Origin of the sequence: Chryseobacterium rhizosphaerae, from assembly GCF_003385455.1 — a bacterium.
Lineage (GTDB): Bacteria > Bacteroidota > Bacteroidia > Flavobacteriales > Weeksellaceae > Chryseobacterium > Chryseobacterium rhizosphaerae.
The window spans coordinates 14,253-31,978 of the sequence record NZ_QNUF01000024.1; the positions used below are offsets into that span (position 1 = coordinate 14,253).

Genomic DNA, 17,726 nt, shown 5'->3' on the forward strand with positions numbered 1-17,726 from the left:
GCTTTTTAAGAATGTTCAACTTCATTTTTAATCTCTTTTATTATTTTCTCAGGAATACTGATGGTGAAAGTGACGCCAAGTCCGCTGTTTTCAGCTTTGATACTTCCACCGTGAGCCTGTACGATTTTTTTAGAAATCGCGAGCCCGAGTCCGCTTCCTGTAGGTTTTAAAATATTCTGGTTTTTGGATTGGTAAAACTTGTCAAAGATCATTTCCAGGTCTTCCTCAGGAATATGTTTTCCCGTGTTGAAAATAGAAATGATTAGCTGGCTTTCCTTTTCAAAAAGTTTGGTTTGTATAGTACCTTGTTCATCGGTGAATTTCAATGCATTTCCCCAAATATTCTGAAAAAGCTGGATCATCCTTGCTTCATCGTATTCAAATATAAACTGATTCAGAAGATTCACTTCACTTAAATGAATGTTTTTCTGCTGGATCAGGTGGAGGAGTGGGTTCAATGCTTTTTTATAAGTTTCAATGATGTTGTTTTTCTGAATACTTAGTAGGATTTCTCCATGTTGAAGCTTGTCAAGGTAAAGAATATCGTTGATGATTTCACTTAACCTGTCAGATTCTGTGATGATATTATTTAAAAACTCCTGCTTGATATCAAAAGGGATATCGTCGTCATCCGCTAAAATTTCTCCGGCGGAACGGATAGCTGTAATCGGGGTTCTCAGTTCGTGGGCAACAGAATCCAGAAAATCATCTTTCTGACGGTCTTTGACAATCAGGTTTTCGTTGGCGGTACGCAGATCATCAGAAAGTTTTTGGAGTTCTTCAGACTGCTCTGTCAATTTTTTATTTAAGCTGATGTTTTCCTGGGATTCCTCCAGGATATTCAATACCTCTTTTAGAGATATTTTATCTTCTTTGGTTACACCTTCAATCAAAATTTTTGCTGACGCAGTGCCTATTCTTCCTGCTAAAAGGTTTTCCGAGAATTTAATAAACCTTGAGTCTGCCGTTTCTGTATTAGAATCGATATTATATTTTAAGTTGAAAATTCTTAGAGCCTGCTCCGTTTTACTTTTACCTAGAAACCTTTCGAGGATATTCTGGATATCGGAAATATAAGCTGTACCTCGCCATATAAAAGCGTTTTCGTGATTTTGAATATATTTGTCGATATCTACATACAGTTCCGCAAAGTTTCTTTCTCTGTAATTTCCTTTGGTACTCACGGAAATGATGGTAAATAAACCGGTATTCACCAAAATTGACCAGAAAAATATCTGTGGAATTCTCCCCAAATAAGGGATGGTGAAAAAGCCGAAAGCATCATACATTTCTCTCAACACTCCTTTGAACTCCTGGTTGTAAGAAAAATAATATTGAGGAATAATCAATCCGAAATAACAGATTGCCAATCCAGCGATAAGCCCGATGACAGCCCCTTTATAACTTCCTCTCCTCCAGAATAGAGCACCAAAAAATGAAGGAGCTAATTGTCCGATGACAACAAATGAAATCAAACCTACAGAATCAAGAGAGGTCTTCAGTATAAAATATTTATAGAAGGCAAAAGCCATAATAATCAGTGCGAAAATGCTGAATTTTCTGATGTTGGTAATATTTCTTGTGTTCTGTTCTTCACTTTCGGATTTGAACTTTCCAAGCAAGCCATAAGGAATGATCAGGTTATTGGATAACATGATGGATAAAGTAATGGCTGAGATAATGATCATTGAAATGCACGAGCTTAACCCGCCAAGGAAAACCAAGACTGTAATCAGCGTGTTGTCAAAATGTTGTGGAATTAAAATAGAGTAGAACTCCGGATTTACTTTCTGTCCATCGAAAATCAATCTTCCGCCCCAGGCGATAGGAAAGATGAATACAGTGAAAATCAACAGGTAAAGAGGGAAGAACCAAATAGCTGTTTTAATATGTTTCTCCTGTCTGTTCTCCACAATAGCGGTATGGAATTGTCTGGGCAAAATACAGATGGCTGTAGCGGAAATCATACACAGGAGCATCCAGTTCATAGCGCCCTCAGTTCCGTTGAATGTATTTTTTTCTTTAAAATCTTTAAACTGGCTTGCCTTCTGATAAATATCTGAAAAACCATCAAATACATAATAAATGACAAAAAAGCCAAGAATGATAATGAAGAATAATTTTAAAAAACTTTCCAGGGCAATGGCTGAAATAATTCCCAGTCGCTTTTCCGAAGCGTCTACATATCGCGTTCCATAATAAGAGGAAAATAAAGCAATTAAAACGACCACAAAAGTAGCATTGTCAGTAAGGATATCTTTTGACATCGGTGTTTCGGTAACCAGATGAAAGGTCTCGGAAATCGCTTTAATCTGCAATCCAATATAAGGGACGATAGCAAAAAGACATACTATGGTAATAATAGCACTGAAGCTTCTGCTGTTTCCGTATCGCAATGAAATGAAATCTGCAAGACTACTGATTTTATTGACTCTTGAAATCCTTACAATCCGTGTATTGATATAAATCCATGCAGGAATAATCATGATGGGACCGATGTAGATCGGTAAATAGTTTAATCCGCTTGTAGCTGCTACACCAATACTTCCATAGTAAGTCCATGCCGTACAGTATACGGCAAGAGACAAAGCATAAATGTAAGGATTGTTGATCCAGACCTTGCTTTTCTTCTTCTCTGCCAGATAGGCAACTAAGAACAAAAGGGCCAGATAAAACAAGACTACAGAAAATAAAGCGAAACTACTCATCATATTTTTTTACGATTACAAAAGATATCACGATGGAAATCATCCAGACCGCAAACAGGTAGACCAGAATCATAGGATAGCCCAAAACACTTTTCTCACTGTTGAAAATCAATGAAATGGGAATGCTGAAAGCAATCATCAGCCCGATGCTTAAGATAATGAGTTTCTGTTCGTGTCTTTTTTTCATAAATGATGATTGATAAAAGATAATTGATGAATGCTGCATCCATCAATTATCCATATTATTTTTTAAATTTTGTCGTCCGAATATTCTCCCGTTAACGCATAATAACCGAAAACGGCCATTCCACCCGAGACAATGGGCATCAGTACAAACAAAATGATGATGCCAAAAACCAGATCTTCCTGTTTTCCGGAAGTGATTTTGGGAATTCCCATTACCGTGGTTCCGAAATATCCTACGATCACAGCAATTGCGATCCATAGAATGCCTAATATTTTTTTTAGTCCGTTCATTTTAATAGTTTTAAAATTAATAAAAATTTGAGTGATTCAATGCCTAATCGTGAAGATTATTGTTCTTATTTTTAAGATAAATTAATCCGATGAGAAGACAGACAGCTGCCACTCCGATAGGATACCAAAGACCTTCAAGGTACCATGTTGCATGTCCTGCCTCTTTTCCTGTAGTCACCAGATACGTGGCAACTGCCGGAAGAAGACCTCCAAATACCCCATTTCCAATGTGATACGGCAGAGACATGGATGTGTAACGGATTCTTACAGGGAACATTTCCACAAGGAATGCGGCAATAGGGCCGTAAACCATGGTTACAAATATTACCTGGATAAATACCAGGAAGACCAGATACCATTTCTTGTCATCACTTAATTTTACGGTTTGGGATACTTTTGCTTCCTCAGCTTTTCCGTCTTTCATAACCGGACCGGTCGGTGACCAGTGGACAATACTGTCTTTTTTAACTAAAGTTCCATCTGTAAAAAGGGTCTCTTTATGAATGGTAACCAAGCTGTCTGTAGCAATGTCATTATGGATTTTGGCTGTTCTTTTTTCTGTAATTCCATTGGCTGCTACAGTTTTATTTTCAAGATTTACGCTTTTAAACATGCTGTCATATATTGGTCTGTAGGCTAAAATAGCGACCAGCATCCCGGTCATCATGACTGCTTTTCTGCCTATTTTATCAGAGAGCCAACCGAAAAACACAAAGAAAGGAGTTCCTAAAAGCAAGGCTGTTGCCATTAGTAAATCTACCTGGGAAGATTCCACATTCATTACCTTTTGTAAAAAGCTCATAGCATAGAACTGCCCGGTGTACCAGATGACCCCTTGTCCCATCGCTGCTCCAAATAAAGCAAGCAGGACAAATTTGAAGTTAAATTTATTGCCAAAACTTTCTTTTAAAGGATTTTTAGACGTTTTCCCCTCGCTCTTAGCCTTGGCAAAAAGCGGAGATTCTTTCATGTTTTTTCTGATGATATAAGAAACACCTACCATGAGAATAGAAATCCAGAAAGGAACCCTCCATCCCCAGGTGTCGAAATCTTCAGGAGAAAGAGTTTTTCTTGTGATCAAAATAACAATTAAAGAAATGAAAAGTCCGGCAGTAGCTGTGGTTTGTATCCATGAAGTCCAGTAACCTCTTCGATGAGGTTGTGCGTATTCTGCGACATACGTTGCCGCACCTCCATATTCACCTCCAAGCGCTAAACCCTGTAGTAGTCTTAAGATTAAAACTAAAACCGGAGCCATAAATCCAATGGTTTCATAACTTGGAATACATCCGATAAGGAAAGTGGAAAACCCCATAATCAGTAAAGTCACCAGGAAGGTATATTTTCTTCCGATAAGATCTCCCAGTCTTCCAAAGAATAAAGCACCGAAAGGCCTTACTACAAATCCGGCAGCAAATGTTGCCAATGTAGATAAAAAGGCAGCGGTAGGATTATCCGCAGGGAAAAATTTTGTTGCTAAAACGATGGCTAAACTTCCGAAAATGTAAAAGTCATACCATTCAATCAGAGTTCCGAGAGATGAGGCTGTAATAACGCTCCATATGGTGCGGTTTTTCTGCCTGTCGGTCATATTTTCGTAGCTTTCGTAGTGCTTTTCGCTCATATTGATTAGTTTTTGATATTAGTAGAAAATGATAATAATTCCTCTGAATTTTTTATCAGGTTATATTGTTTTCATTGCCTTAATGCTGTGTATTGTTGACGGTGGATTATAGGTAAATCTGAAACTGTACAATGAATTCGCCTTTTGAAGAAGGACTTTCAGTGGGGCTGGTATAAACCGGTCGTGTTGAATACTGTGTGGTGATTTTTGCATGATGACCATCGATAAACCAGTTGGCTCCAACGTCAAACTGAGAGGAAGACTTGTCGAACGCCTCAAAACTCTTATGTGTGTAGGCTGCGAAAGGCTGTATTCTGATCTTTGGTTTTTCAGCCTGGCTGGGTAAAAGTAAGCCTGCCTGAGCGTAGATAATATTACCTGTTCCAATAGTAGGCTGTAAGTTTCCCGGCCCTGCAATGGCTTTATTACCTATGAAATTGGGGTCTGTGGCGGCAATATTCATTGTTCCCAGATTTCTTACATAATTGGGTCCGAAATTGTAGTTGTAATATCCCGCATAAGCAGAAACGGCCATTTTATTTTTGGCTTCTCCCAGTGGAATATCTGCAAAAGCATCTACTGCAAAAAGAGTGATGTCGTGTTTTTCAATATTGGAATTAACGGAAGTTCTTGTCCCATCTGCCTGATGATAAAACCCGGCCCCCACATTGAAAACTTTCTTTGTTCCCAGATAAGAACCTACTTTGAAAGGTAGTGTATTGGACTCTTCATCAAGGAATTGATATTCAAGATACCCTGCCTTTGAAAAACTTGGGTTTCCATTATTATCCACCGCTACCGCTCTCGAAGGATCAGTGACATTCACTGGTGTCAGGTCTGTTGCAAAAGGTTTGTTTAAGCTGAGGCGATATTCCAGTTTTCCATATTTTCCTTTGGCAAACATTCCAAGCTGTCTGGCAAACTGGTCTGAATTGTCAATAAGAGGCCATGAAAAAACAGGGGAGTCTACAGTCAGGAAATTCAATGTAGAAGCCATCGTCATTCGGGAAAGTCCCATATAGTAATGGAGCCCTGCCCCTAAAGATAAACTGAATTTTCCCGCTTCTCCAGGTAAAATAACTGCATATTCATTCCATGCATCATGGAAAAACAGCTGGGTTTTCTTTCCGTTTCCGTAACCTCCTGTTCCTGAAGTTCCTGTTGCACCTCCGTTGATGAAGGTCTGATTGTTAATTCCGAAATGAAGGAGGATCATATATCTTTTGGAGATCTGAGCATACGTTAAAGCCCGTAATCTTCTGTTTCCTATGCTCCAGGAATTGTCTGTGGGTTCACTTCCCACCATACTCCCGGGGTTCATAGAAGTGTTTCTTAACCAGAGCTGGTCCCATAAAATAAATCTGATGAACTTATCTCCGTCCGGGTTGAGGTTGACTTTTAATCCGCTGCCGTAATCAGGAGAACCTTGCGAGTATAAAGAACTGCTGATTAAGGCTACTCCAATGAATGTAAGTAATTTCTTCATAAATTATCAATTTTTGGCGTTGTTTTTTGTGAATGCCAAATTGGAATTAATAATTTATTTATAAAAATTTAATATATATTAGTGGTAATAGTATAGTTTTTTTGATAAGAGGTGCGAGATGCGTGTTGCGAGATCGAGAAATACAGTTAAGTGACTTTGTCTAAAATCTGATATCTAGATATCTAACATCTTCTCTCTACTTCTTAAATCTCTCCCATTTAATCAGCATGTACTTATCGGCAAACTGGGTAATGATAATTCCCGAGTTTTTAATGTTTTCTTCCTGGGCGATGTATTCAATTAATTCATTCTGTTTTAATATTTTATAAACGGGATGGAATTCAGAATGGGGAGGTCTGGTAATATTGTATTTTTTGATCCATGAGCTGATCGTAACATGGGAAACCCCGATAATTCTTTCGATTTCACGGTAGCTTAGACCTTCCAGATAGAGCTGTAAAGCTTTGGTTACATAGTAGTCGTCAATCTGCTTTCCCAGTTTTTTGACCGTGAAATAATACTTGCAGTTCTTGCAGTGGAACCGTTGTTTTTCATTGATGATCCCGCTTTTAACTACTTTATTACTACTGCATTTAGGACATGTATTTTCCATAGCTATACTTTTTTAGCAAATATATAATAAATTAGCAAATATATAATTTCTCGTAAAGATAATTTTACCTGTGTAATTTTTTAAAACAAAAAAAATATCTTTTTTATTTGGTTTTTATAGGAATTATATTTTAAATTTGCCAAAAAAATTAGATAAATAAATGGAAATAGAAATTTCCTCATGCGAACATCTAATGTATGTGAGTGAAATACAGCAGGAAATGTATGATTCTGCACAGCGCAGAGGAACGGGTATCGCAAAACGTTCCATCGAATATTTAAGTAAAAAGATTTCAGAAGGCAATGCTGTGGTAGCTACTGAAAACGGTGAGTGGGTGGGTTTCTGCTATATAGAGACCTGGTCACATGGAAAGTTTGTTGCCAATTCGGGATTAATTGTATCTCCGAAATTCAGGAATGGAGGAGTGGCGACTCAGATCAAGCATAGAGTGTTCCAATTATCTAGAGAAAAGTACCCGGAGGCTAAAGTATTTGGGTTGACTACAGGTCTGGCGGTGATGAAAATCAATAGTGATTTAGGATACAAGCCGGTCATTTATTCTGAGCTTACTCAGGATGAGGAATTTTGGAGCGGTTGTAAAAACTGTGTCAATTACGAAATTTTAATGAAGAAGGAACGTAAAAACTGCCTGTGTACGGCAATGTTGTTTGTTCCGGAAAATATAACAAAAAATGAGGCTGTGAATGATCAGCCTAAAGATAAATATGATGAAATAAGCCAAACGGGATTGGGGTATTCTGCTCAAAATTCTCCTGGTGAATTTCATCTGGCCATTAACAAAAATAAAAAGAATTCAGATGAAAAAGAAGGTCATCTTAGCGTTTAGCGGAGGTTTAGATACTTCCTACTGTGCGAAATATCTTAGTGAAACACTAGGGTATGATGTATATGCAGTAACTGTAAACACCGGAGGTTTTTCTAAAGAAGAAGAAAAGGAACTGGAGAAAAAAGCCCTTAATCTAGGGGTGAAAGCATACAGGTGCGTAGATGCTCAGGAAGATTATTATAATTCTTGTGTGAAGTATTTGATTTTTGGGAATGTATTGAAAAATAATACCTATCCTCTTTCTGTAAGTGCTGAGCGTACTATTCAGGCGCAGGAGATTGCAAAATATGCAATTGAAGTTGAGGCAGATGCTATTGCTCATGGAAGTACAGGTGCCGGAAATGATCAGGTTCGTTTTGATTTGATATTTCAGGTAATGTGTCCCGATGTGGAGATCATTACCCCGATCCGGGATATGGCTTTATCCCGTGAAGAGGAGATTGAGTTTTTGAAAAGCCATGGCTATGAAATGGAGTTTCATAAAGCGCAATATTCAGTGAATAAAGGGCTTTGGGGAACTTCTGTAGGAGGAAAGGAGACTTTGACATCAAGAAATTACCTGCCGGAAGAAGCATTTCCTTCTCAAATTCAGGAAACTCAGGCTTCAGAACTGGAGATCGAATTTAAAAATGGAGAAGTGGTTGCTGTGAATGGGGAAAGTTTTGAACATTCCGTATATGCTATTCAGAAAATAGAAAAATTAGCTTCTGTTTATGGTATTGGTCGGGATATCCATGTTGGAGATACCATTGTAGGGATAAAAGGAAGAGTAGGTTTTGAAGCAGCAGCAGCTTCAGTAATTATTAAAGCACACCATTTATTGGAAAAGCATACTCTTTCAAAATACCAGCAGATGATGAAATCTCAGTTATCCGATTGGTATGGAAACTGGCTTCATGAAGCATTGTTTTTAGATCCTGTGATGAGAAATATTGAATCTTTCTTAGTGGATTCTCAAAAAACAGTAAGTGGAAAAGTATTTATTACCCTTCATCCTTACAGATTTGTTTTAAATGGGATTGAATCTGTTCATGATTTAATGTCTGATCAATTTGGAAGCTATGGAGAAGCAAACAGAGCATGGACAGGGGAAGATGTAAAAGGGTATACAAAAATTGTAAGCAACTCTTTAAATATATACCACCAAATTAACCAAAATATCAACTAGTTCCGAAAGGACATTTAATATAAAGATAGGTTATCCTATCCGATCAATATGAAGAAAACAGTAGGAATTGTAGGAGCCAACGGCTATACAGGAAGTGAGTTGATACGCTTACTGGCTTTTCATCCCCATGTGACATTGAGTTTTTTATATAGTCGTTCGAATTCGGGAACAAGAATATCGGATTTGTACCCGGATTTGACGACGGTTTGCGAACAGGTTTTAACGGATCAGCCTGAAGAGGTGGATGTTCTTTTTCTGTGTCTTCCACATAAGGAAAGCCAGAATTGGTTAACCCAGAATCCTGTGAAAGATGAGACTTTGGTGATTGATCTTGGAAATGACTTCCGTTTGCAAGGAGATTTCGGAAACAGAGATTTTATCTACGGATTGCCTGAAATCAATAAAAAACAACTGTCAGGGTCAAAGAGTATTGCGAACCCTGGTTGTTTTGCAACGGCGATTCAGTTAGCTCTTTTACCATTAGCTGAAAAAGGGGTACTGGATGAGGTTTTTACAACAGGAATTACAGGATCTACAGGAGCAGGACAGTCTTTGCAGGCGACTACGCATTTTACCTGGAGAAACGATAATGTCTCGGCGTATAAAACGTTATCTCATCAGCATGTGGACGAAATTTTACAACAAATAGTTTTGTTTAACCATAAAGAGGTCAGCCTGAATTTTGTACCATGGAGAGGGGATTTTGCAAGAGGAATTTTTACAAGTTCTACGGTAAAAACAGATTTGGAACTTTCTGACCTATATCAGTTGTATCAGGATTTTTATGCAGGAGCGCCTTTTGTAAAGGTAAGTGAAAAAGCAATTGACTTAAAACAAGTTGTCAATACCAATCGCTGTGTGATTCAGATCGAAAAATGTGGAAATGTAGTAGTGATCCATTCAGCGATTGACAATTTGTTGAAAGGTGCTTCAGGACAGGCAGTACAGAATATGAATATTGCCATGGGCTGGGAAGAAAATGAAGGGCTGAATCTGAAACCAATCGCATTTTAAGGTATAAAGTAAAAAGTAAAATGTATGTCGGTTCGTAGCCAGAAACTCGGACTCCGTATCATTCATTATTTATCAATTATCATTTATAACAAGACATGAATTTATTCAACGTATATCCATTATTTAATATAAACCCGGTTAAAGCTCAGGGATCTTTCCTGTGGGATGATAAAGGAGAACAGTATCTTGATTTTTACGGAGGTCATGCGGTAATTTCCATTGGACATAATCATCCTCATTATCATGCAAAACTAAAAGAGCAGTTAGAGAAAATTTCTTTTTATTCTAATTCTGTTCAGAATGAATTGCAAACTGAGCTGGCTGAGAAACTTGGGAAGCTTTCGGGCTATGAAGATTACAACCTTTTTTTATGTAATTCCGGAGCTGAGGCTAATGAGAATGCCTTAAAACTGGCTTCTTTCCATAATGGGAAAAGCAAAGTGCTGTATTTTTCAGGTTCATTTCATGGAAGAACTTCTGCAGCGGTTTCTGTGACAGATAATCCCAAAATTGTGGCACCGGTGAACTTTTCAGAACGATTTATCAAGTCGGACTGGAATGATATCGAACAGCTTGAAAAGACTTTTGAAGTATTGGGGAACGAAATTTCTTCTGTGATCATCGAAGGAATTCAGGGTGTAGGAGGAATCATGATTCCCACAGTAGAATTCCTGTCTAAAATTAAGGAATTGTGCGATCAGTACAACACTGTACTGATTTTAGATGAAGTGCAGTCCGGATATGGAAGAAGCGGATATTTCTTTGCGCATCAGGAATTCGGAATAGAGCCGGATATCATCACCACGGCAAAAGGAATGGGGAATGGTTTTCCTGTGGGAGGTGTTTTAATTCATCCTAAATTCCAGGCAAGTAATGGTTTGCTGGGAACGACATTTGGAGGGAATCACCTGGCTTGTGCAGCGTCTATTGCGGTTCTGGATGTCATGAAAGAAGAGAATCTTATCGATAATGCCCAGCAAATGGGTGAGTATATTGAAAATGAAATTAAGGATTTACCACATATTAAATCAATCCGAAGGAAGGGACTGATGATCGGAATAGAACTCGACAGAGACTGTTCGGAAGTAAGGAAAAGCCTGCTGTATGATCATCACATTTTTACAGGAAACTCAAATGATAAAAGTGTTTTAAGGATTCTTCCGGCACTTACTATCAGGAAAGAGGAAACCGACCTTTTCATCAATGCTTTGAAAATAGTATTGGAAAAAATTTAAACTACAAAAGTTACAACCACTTAAGTGGTTGTAAGAAAAATATTAAACGCTTAAGGAGTGTACTTAAGTTCTTGAAAATCTTTGATTTTCATCTTATATGAACTTTAATGTTTTCAGGGCGTTAAACTTTTATGCCTTTTGTGGTTTATTAAAGAATTAATATGTCAGTCAATTTTTAAAAACATTCATTCAATGAAGAATTTTACCTCTGTAAGTGATGTTGAAAACTTACAGGAAATCATAAAAAAAGCTTTAGAGATAAAAGCAAACCCACTTTCAGAAACAGAAAAAGGAAAGGGGAAAACTATAGGACTTGTATTTTTAAATTCAAGTTTAAGAACCCGTTTGAGCAGCCAGATTGCAGCGCAAAATTTAGGGTTAAATGTTTTGACACTGAATGCAGCACAGGAAGCATGGAATCTTGAATTTGCTGATGGAGCGGTGATGAACGGAGATACAGTAGAGCATATCAAAGATGCTATTGAGGTATTAAATCAATATTGCGATATTATTGCTGTGCGTTGTTTTGCAGGAATGAAAAACAAAGAAGATGACGTCAATGAAAGTATTTTAAGCCAGTTTCAGCAGCATGCCAAAGTTCCTGTTATCTCTTTGGAATCTGCAACCCGTCATCCGTTACAAAGTTTGGCGGACTGTATTACCATCACTGAAAACTGGAAAAAAGATCATAAACCAAAAGTAGTGCTTACATGGGCTCCGCATATCAAACCAATTGCTCAGGCTGTAGGAAACTCTTTTGCAGAATGGATGCAGGAAATGGATGTTGAATTGGTGATTGCAAATCCTGAAGGCTATGATCTGGATAAAAATTTCACAAAAGATGTAAAAGTAATCCATGATCAGAATGAAGCATTAAAGGATGCTGATTTTATCTATGTGAAAAACTGGTCTTCTTTCGATGATTATGCAGCCATGCCGGAAGTACAGGAAGATTGGATGCTGACGAATGAAAAACTGGCGAATACCAATCAGGCAAAAGTAATGCACTGTCTCCCTGTTCGTCGTAACGTAGAGCTGAGTGATGAAGTAATGGACGGAGAGCATTCTATTATCTACCAACAGGCTAAGAACCGTATTTTCTCGGCGCAGGCAGTATTCAGCGAAATTTTAGATGAATTAAAAGCCAAATGATCCTTGTCAAGGTTTTAAACCTTGACAAGGATCAAAAAGAGCCAGTATCTCAAAACGTTTACAAAATGAAGGAAAAGTTATACATCATAAAAATTGGAGGAGCTTTAATTGATGATGAGGAATTATTAACTCAATTCTTAGAACAATTTTCTGAAATCCAGGAAAAGAAAATCCTTGTTCATGGCGGTGGTAAATTGGCAACAACTTTGGCTGATAAACTGGGAATTGAGCAGAAGATGATTAATGGAAGGCGGATAACGGATAAAGATACATTGGATATTGTAACGATGGTATATGCGGGAGGGATCAATAAGAATATTGTTGAAAAACTGCAACAAAAAAACTGTAATGCAATAGGCTTTTCCGGTGCGGATGGCAATTTGATTAAAGCTAAAAAAAGAGAACATCCGGATATTGATTTTGGTTTTGTAGGGGATATTAATAAAAAAAGTGTGAATAAGAAATTGGTTTCAAAATTCATGAAGCTCGATCTTATTCCTGTATTTTCAGCGATTACTCATGACAAAAAAGGAAATCTTTTCAACACCAATGCAGACACCATTGCATCAGTGATGGCACAGGCTTTATCATCGAAATTTGAGGTTGAGCTCTTGTATTGTTTTGATAAAGAAGGTGTCCTGGAAAATGTAAATGATCCGGAATCATTGATCAAAAGTATGAACGGTGAAGACTTTGATGTATTGAAAAAAGAAGGAAAGCTGCATAAAGGGATTTTACCCAAACTTGAAAATGCTCTTGGAGCGATAAAAAATAACGTAAATAAGGTGTTTCTGATTAAAGAAACCCAATTGAAAAATCATATAGAGAATCATCATGCAGGAACTGAAATCTGTTTATAATAAAGAAGAATTGCTGAAAAATGCAGTTGAATTGCTGAAAAATCTGATTGAAATTCCTTCATTCAGTAAAGATGAATTCAATACATCGGTGGAGATTGAAAATTTCTTCAAAAAGCATCAGATTCCGACCAAGCGTTTTAAAAATAATATCTGGGCAGTCAATAAAAATTTTGATGTATTTAAACCTTCTGTTTTACTGAATACCCATCACGATACGGTAAAACCTAATAAGGCCTATACTTTGGATCCGTTTGTGCCGATCGAAAAAGACGGGAAACTTTATGGTTTGGGAAGCAATGATGCCGGAGCTTCTCTGGTTTCTATGGCACAGGTTTTCCTGCATTTTTATGATAAAGAAGATTTAAAATATAATCTGGTAATTGCTTTAACTGCAGAGGAGGAGATTTCAGGATTCGATGGAATAGAAGCTTTGTTTCCACAGTTACCCAACATAGAATTTGCCATTGTAGGAGAACCCACACAGATGAACCTGGCGATTGCTGAAAAAGGACTGCTTGTGATTGATGGAGAAATGAAAGGAACCCCTTCCCATGCTGCTCATCCTAATAATGATAACTCGATTATAAAATGTATGCAGGATCTGCAGCATATTTTAGAATTTAAATTCCCAAAAGTTTCAGAATATCTGGGAGAGGTGAAAGTGACTTTATCAGGCATTAATGCCGGAGTACAGCATAATGTAGTCCCTGAATCCTGTCATTTTACATTGGATGTAAGGGTGACAGATGAATACTCCAATAAAGAAGCTTTTGAAATGATTCAGTCTCAAATGAAATCAACACTTACAGCGAGATCTTTCAGACTCAATTCTTCGAAAATCGAAATGGATCACCCGTTTGTACAGGCAGGTCTTGAAATTGGCAGGACAACATATGGTTCTCCCACCTCTTCGGATCAGGCCATTATTCCATGTACATCAGCGAAAATAGGCCCTGGAGACAGTAGGCGCTCTCACACTGCGGATGAATTCATCTATGTTCATGAAATAGAAGAAGGGATTGCGATCTACATCCAAATTCTGGAAAAAGTGTTATAAAGATATCAGATACTAAATCTCAGATCTCAGATACAAATCAAAGAGTCTGACATCTGAATATCTAAAAATATATGTTTTGACAACGCTCAGCAGGTAGAAAGTTTAAGTTTTTAATAAGGATTTATGCAAAAAAGAAAATTAAAAATGGAAACTTTTATTGAGGAAATGTTTTTTTATAGTTAATAGTAATTTTAAGGAATGCCTGCTGGGCATGTCAAAACCAATTAATATTTTAAATAGTTACATATGAAAAAGATATGGCAGAAGGATAACCTTGCCACCAATATATTAGTCAATCAGTTCACCGTAGGAAAAGATCTTGACTTTGATGAACGTTTAGCAAAATACGATGTAAAAGGCTCTATGGCCCATTGTAAAATGCTTGCTGAAACAGGGATCATTTCCCATGAAGAATCAGAGCAGATGTTATTTGTTTTGAATGAAATTTTAGAAAAAATTGAAGAAGGTAGTTTTGAAATTGATAAAGAGGCTGAGGATATCCATTCTCAGGTAGAGGCTATTCTCATTGAAGAATTAGGGGATACAGGAAAGAAAATCCATACCGCAAGATCAAGAAATGATCAGGTGTTGCTGGATATCAAGCTGTATTTGTTGGATGAGATCCGTGAAATAACGGCTCTTACAGATGAATTTTTCCAGATTTTAATCAAACTGGCTGATCAGCATAAGAATGTTTTGTTACCCGGATATACCCATCTTCAGATTGCTATGCCTTCGTCTTTCGGGCTTTGGTTTGGAGCTTATGCAGAAGCACTTTTAGATGATGTTGAAATGCTGTTTTCAGTGAAAAATATCATCAATAAAAACCCATTGGGATCTGCTGCAGGCTATGGTTCGTCTTTCCCGATTAACCGTGAGAGTACGACGTATAATTTAGGCTTTCAGTCGATGAACTATAACTCCGTGTATGCACAGATGACCCGTGGGAAATCAGAGAAATTACTGGCAATGTCAATGGCAACATTGGCAGGAACACTGGGGAAGTTTGCTTATGATGTCTGTCTGTATTTAAATCAGAATTTTGATTTTATAAGTTTTCCGAAAGAATTTACGACAGGAAGCAGTATTATGCCCCATAAAAAGAATCCGGATATCTTTGAATTGGTTCGTGCAAGATGCAACAGAATCCAGTCTCTTCCGAATGAGCTTATCCTGCTAACGAATAATCTTCCTTCAGGATATCACAGAGATGTACAGCTGACTAAGGAAATTCTTTTCCCGGCGATTGACTCTCTGAAAGAATGTCTGGAGATTTTAAGCTATACCTTACCTAATATCCAGGTAAAAGACGGGATTCTGGAAGATGAAAAATATAAATATCTTTTCAGCGTAGAAAAGATCAATGAAGAAGTGAAAAACGGAAGTTCTTTCCGCGACGCCTATGTGAAAGTAGGACAGGAGATTGAAAATAATGCATTCGATTTTGAACCGGGAAATCTGGATCATACCCATCAGGGGAGTATAGGAAACCTCTGTCTGGATAAAATAGAATACCAGTTTAATAAGCTGAAAAATAAATTATTGGGTTAGAATATAATATAAACCATTAAGGTCATAGAAACACTTAAGCAGAACCAGTATAATTTCTAAAAATTATTTTTTTAGCATACTGCCTTACACTCGTTTGTGAATCTTTAATCTTAATAAATCTTAGCTGCTTAGGGTATCTTAATGGTTTTATTGTATTCCGAAAAGGTAGTGGTAAGAACAAAGATGTAGTGAATTCTTGGATGTTTGTAAATCACTTACAATTTCTTAGCGATTTACAATAAAGAACTATTCCAGGTCAATCTTGAATTTAGTGGATTTTTTCACCTCATGAAGAACGATGGAGCTATGGTATTGTCCGATATTGGGAAGGTTTGAGATGACATTGACTGCAAATTCGTTATAAGAATTAATGTCTTTTGCAATAATTTTTAGCATATAGTCATATTCTCCGGAAAGGCTGGTGATTTCCTGTACTTCATCATATTTTCCGATGTTTTTCTCAAAGGTTTCCAATACTTTCTTGGATTGCTCTTTAAGACGGACATTACAATAAACTATGATATTCAAACCCAGTTTTTCACGGTTTAAAAGACCTACATATTTCTCAATAATTCCGTGCTTCTCCAGCTGTTTGATCCGCTCATAGGTTGGAGTAAAGGTAAGGCCTATCTTTTCTGAAATTTCCTTAACAGATAGAGTAGAGTCTTCCTGAATAATGCTGAGAATCATTTTGTCTTTTAAATCCATAAACTAATTTGAGTTGTAACAAAAATATTAATTTTAAATGAGAATAGGAAAATACTGAGGTTTTAAATTTTTTTAAAACTTTGTTTTTGTAGATTCGTAAAAATACTGTATCTTTGCACCTAATGAATAAAAAAGCATTTATATCATTAGATTTACCGGGCGAAAACGCCCTTTACGATATTTATTGTTATTAAGCGAAGATCTTGTCTTCGCTTTTTTTATGCTCAAAAATTAAGAATTATGTTTACGATTACAGAACTAAGCACCGAGAGAATCAACAGTATACTGACAGAAGCAATGGCTTTTGCGAATGGAAAAACTGCTAAAATTGAAGGAGAAGTTTTTTGCTCAAACCTTTTTTTTGAAGACAGTACAAGAACAAAGACGAGCTTTGATATTGCAGAAAGAAAACTGGGACTTCAGGTTGTTCCTTTTGATGCTTCACACAGTTCGGTAAACAAAGGCGAGAGTCTTTATGATACGGTGAAAACCATTGAAAGTATAGGGGTAAACTTAGTAGTGATCCGCGATAAAAAGGACAGGTACTTTGAGGAATTACAAAATATTAAAATTCCTGTGATCAATGGAGGAGACGGAACAGGAAATCACCCTTCACAGTGTATGCTGGATCTGATGACGATCTATCAGGAATTTGGAAAGTTCGAAGGATTAAAAGTAGGGATTGTAGGAGATGTAAAACACAGCCGGGTGGCCAATTCCAATGCTGAAGCTTTAAGAAGATTAGGAGCTAAAGTATATTTCTCAGGACCGGAACAATGGTTTGATGAGGGAGCTTTAATCAACGGAACCTACCTTTCCGTAGACGAACTGATTGCTGATGTAGATGTTCTGATGCTGTTAAGAATACAACACGAAAGGCATGATGATGCGATGAGTTTTACAGCTTCGGATTATCATAAAAGATATGGCCTTACCAAAGAAAGAGAGCAGGCGATGAAAAAAGAAGCAATTATTATGCATCCTGCACCTATCAACAGAGGGGTAGAAATAGATTCAGATCTTGTAGAATGCGAACGTTCAAGAGTTTTTAAACAAATGCAGAACGGAGTTTTCGCAAGAATGGCGATCCTGAAGGAGGCGCTGGAAGAAAAAGGATTTACGTTTAAGTAAATGGTAAAAAGTATAATGTACAAAATATAAGTCGGGGTGAAGTACATTATACATTGTACACCCGACATTATATTAAAGAATAAAGAAAAAATAAT

The 17,726-nt window shown here is 37.2% G+C and carries 16 protein-coding genes; 9 read left to right on the top strand and 7 right to left on the bottom strand.

Annotated elements, in window-relative coordinates; all coding sequences use genetic code 11:
- Positions 1 to 5 precede the first annotated feature (5 nt).
- From DRF57_RS17580 to DRF57_RS17605, 6 genes are all read right to left on the bottom strand, one after another.
- On the bottom strand, positions 6 to 2,708 hold the full coding sequence (locus DRF57_RS17580; protein WP_167449384.1) for an ATP-binding protein: 2,703 nt from the start codon (positions 2,706 to 2,708) through the stop codon (positions 6 to 8).
- Positions 2,701 to 2,895 carry a hypothetical protein gene (locus tag DRF57_RS17585; protein WP_047485206.1) on the bottom strand — a complete coding sequence of 65 codons (195 nt, stop codon included), beginning with the start codon at positions 2,893 to 2,895 and terminating at the stop codon, positions 2,701 to 2,703. The genes DRF57_RS17580 and DRF57_RS17585 overlap by 8 nt, the downstream gene beginning before the upstream one ends.
- Positions 2,896 to 2,957: 62 nt before the next feature.
- Positions 2,958 to 3,185 (bottom strand): DUF6814 family protein, encoded by a 228-nt coding sequence (locus tag DRF57_RS17590; RefSeq protein WP_047485203.1) that lies wholly within the window; start codon positions 3,183 to 3,185, stop codon positions 2,958 to 2,960.
- Between the two features lie 43 nt (positions 3,186 to 3,228).
- On the bottom strand, positions 3,229 to 4,809 hold the full coding sequence (locus DRF57_RS17595) for an MFS transporter (RefSeq protein WP_115919913.1): 1,581 nt from the start codon (positions 4,807 to 4,809) through the stop codon (positions 3,229 to 3,231).
- 106 nt (positions 4,810 to 4,915) lie between these two features.
- Positions 4,916 to 6,295 carry a hypothetical protein gene (locus DRF57_RS17600; RefSeq protein ID WP_047485201.1) on the bottom strand — a complete coding sequence of 460 codons (1,380 nt, stop codon included), beginning with the start codon at positions 6,293 to 6,295 and terminating at the stop codon, positions 4,916 to 4,918.
- A 196-nt stretch (positions 6,296 to 6,491) separates the two neighbouring features.
- Entirely contained in the window at positions 6,492 to 6,908 is a 417-nt protein-coding gene (locus DRF57_RS17605) for an IS1/IS1595 family N-terminal zinc-binding domain-containing protein (protein ID WP_115919915.1), read from the bottom strand.
- Between the two features lie 160 nt (positions 6,909 to 7,068).
- On the opposite strand from DRF57_RS17605, the gene DRF57_RS17610 reads away from it, so the two are divergent.
- From DRF57_RS17610 to argH, 8 genes are all read left to right on the top strand, one after another.
- A complete protein-coding gene (locus tag DRF57_RS17610; protein ID WP_115919917.1) occupies positions 7,069 to 7,755 on the top strand; it encodes a GNAT family N-acetyltransferase in 687 nt (228 codons plus the stop codon).
- Positions 7,727 to 8,923: an argininosuccinate synthase gene (locus DRF57_RS17615; protein WP_084085943.1), complete on the top strand. Its 1,197-nt coding sequence runs from the start codon at positions 7,727 to 7,729 to the stop codon at positions 8,921 to 8,923. The genes DRF57_RS17610 and DRF57_RS17615 overlap by 29 nt, the downstream gene beginning before the upstream one ends.
- A 48-nt stretch (positions 8,924 to 8,971) precedes the next feature.
- On the top strand, positions 8,972 to 9,937 hold the full coding sequence (gene argC / locus DRF57_RS17620) for an N-acetyl-gamma-glutamyl-phosphate reductase (protein ID WP_047485193.1): 966 nt from the start codon (positions 8,972 to 8,974) through the stop codon (positions 9,935 to 9,937).
- Positions 9,938 to 10,032: 95 nt separating this feature from the next.
- Positions 10,033 to 11,172: an aspartate aminotransferase family protein gene (locus DRF57_RS17625; RefSeq protein ID WP_115919919.1), complete on the top strand. Its 1,140-nt coding sequence runs from the start codon at positions 10,033 to 10,035 to the stop codon at positions 11,170 to 11,172.
- Positions 11,173 to 11,364: 192 nt separating this feature from the next.
- Positions 11,365 to 12,324: an N-acetylornithine carbamoyltransferase gene (locus DRF57_RS17630; protein WP_115919920.1), complete on the top strand. Its 960-nt coding sequence runs from the start codon at positions 11,365 to 11,367 to the stop codon at positions 12,322 to 12,324.
- A 65-nt stretch (positions 12,325 to 12,389) separates the two neighbouring features.
- Positions 12,390 to 13,184: an acetylglutamate kinase gene (gene argB / locus DRF57_RS17635; protein ID WP_047485186.1), complete on the top strand. Its 795-nt coding sequence runs from the start codon at positions 12,390 to 12,392 to the stop codon at positions 13,182 to 13,184.
- Positions 13,159 to 14,241, top strand: coding sequence for a M20 family metallo-hydrolase (locus DRF57_RS17640; protein WP_115919922.1), 1,083 nt, complete (start codon positions 13,159 to 13,161; stop codon positions 14,239 to 14,241). The genes argB and DRF57_RS17640 overlap by 26 nt, the downstream gene beginning before the upstream one ends.
- Before the next feature lie 246 nt (positions 14,242 to 14,487).
- Positions 14,488 to 15,792 (top strand): argininosuccinate lyase, encoded by a 1,305-nt coding sequence (argH, locus tag DRF57_RS17645; RefSeq protein ID WP_047485181.1) that lies wholly within the window; start codon positions 14,488 to 14,490, stop codon positions 15,790 to 15,792.
- 246 nt (positions 15,793 to 16,038) lie between these two features.
- Here argH and DRF57_RS17650 read toward each other — a convergent pair whose 3' ends face one another.
- Positions 16,039 to 16,500 (bottom strand): Lrp/AsnC family transcriptional regulator, encoded by a 462-nt coding sequence (locus DRF57_RS17650; protein WP_047485178.1) that lies wholly within the window; start codon positions 16,498 to 16,500, stop codon positions 16,039 to 16,041.
- A gap of 240 nt (positions 16,501 to 16,740) precedes the next feature.
- Between DRF57_RS17650 and DRF57_RS17655 the strand changes: the two genes are divergently transcribed.
- Positions 16,741 to 17,631 carry an aspartate carbamoyltransferase catalytic subunit gene (locus DRF57_RS17655; protein ID WP_047485176.1) on the top strand — a complete coding sequence of 297 codons (891 nt, stop codon included), beginning with the start codon at positions 16,741 to 16,743 and terminating at the stop codon, positions 17,629 to 17,631.
- Positions 17,632 to 17,726 lie beyond the last annotated feature (95 nt).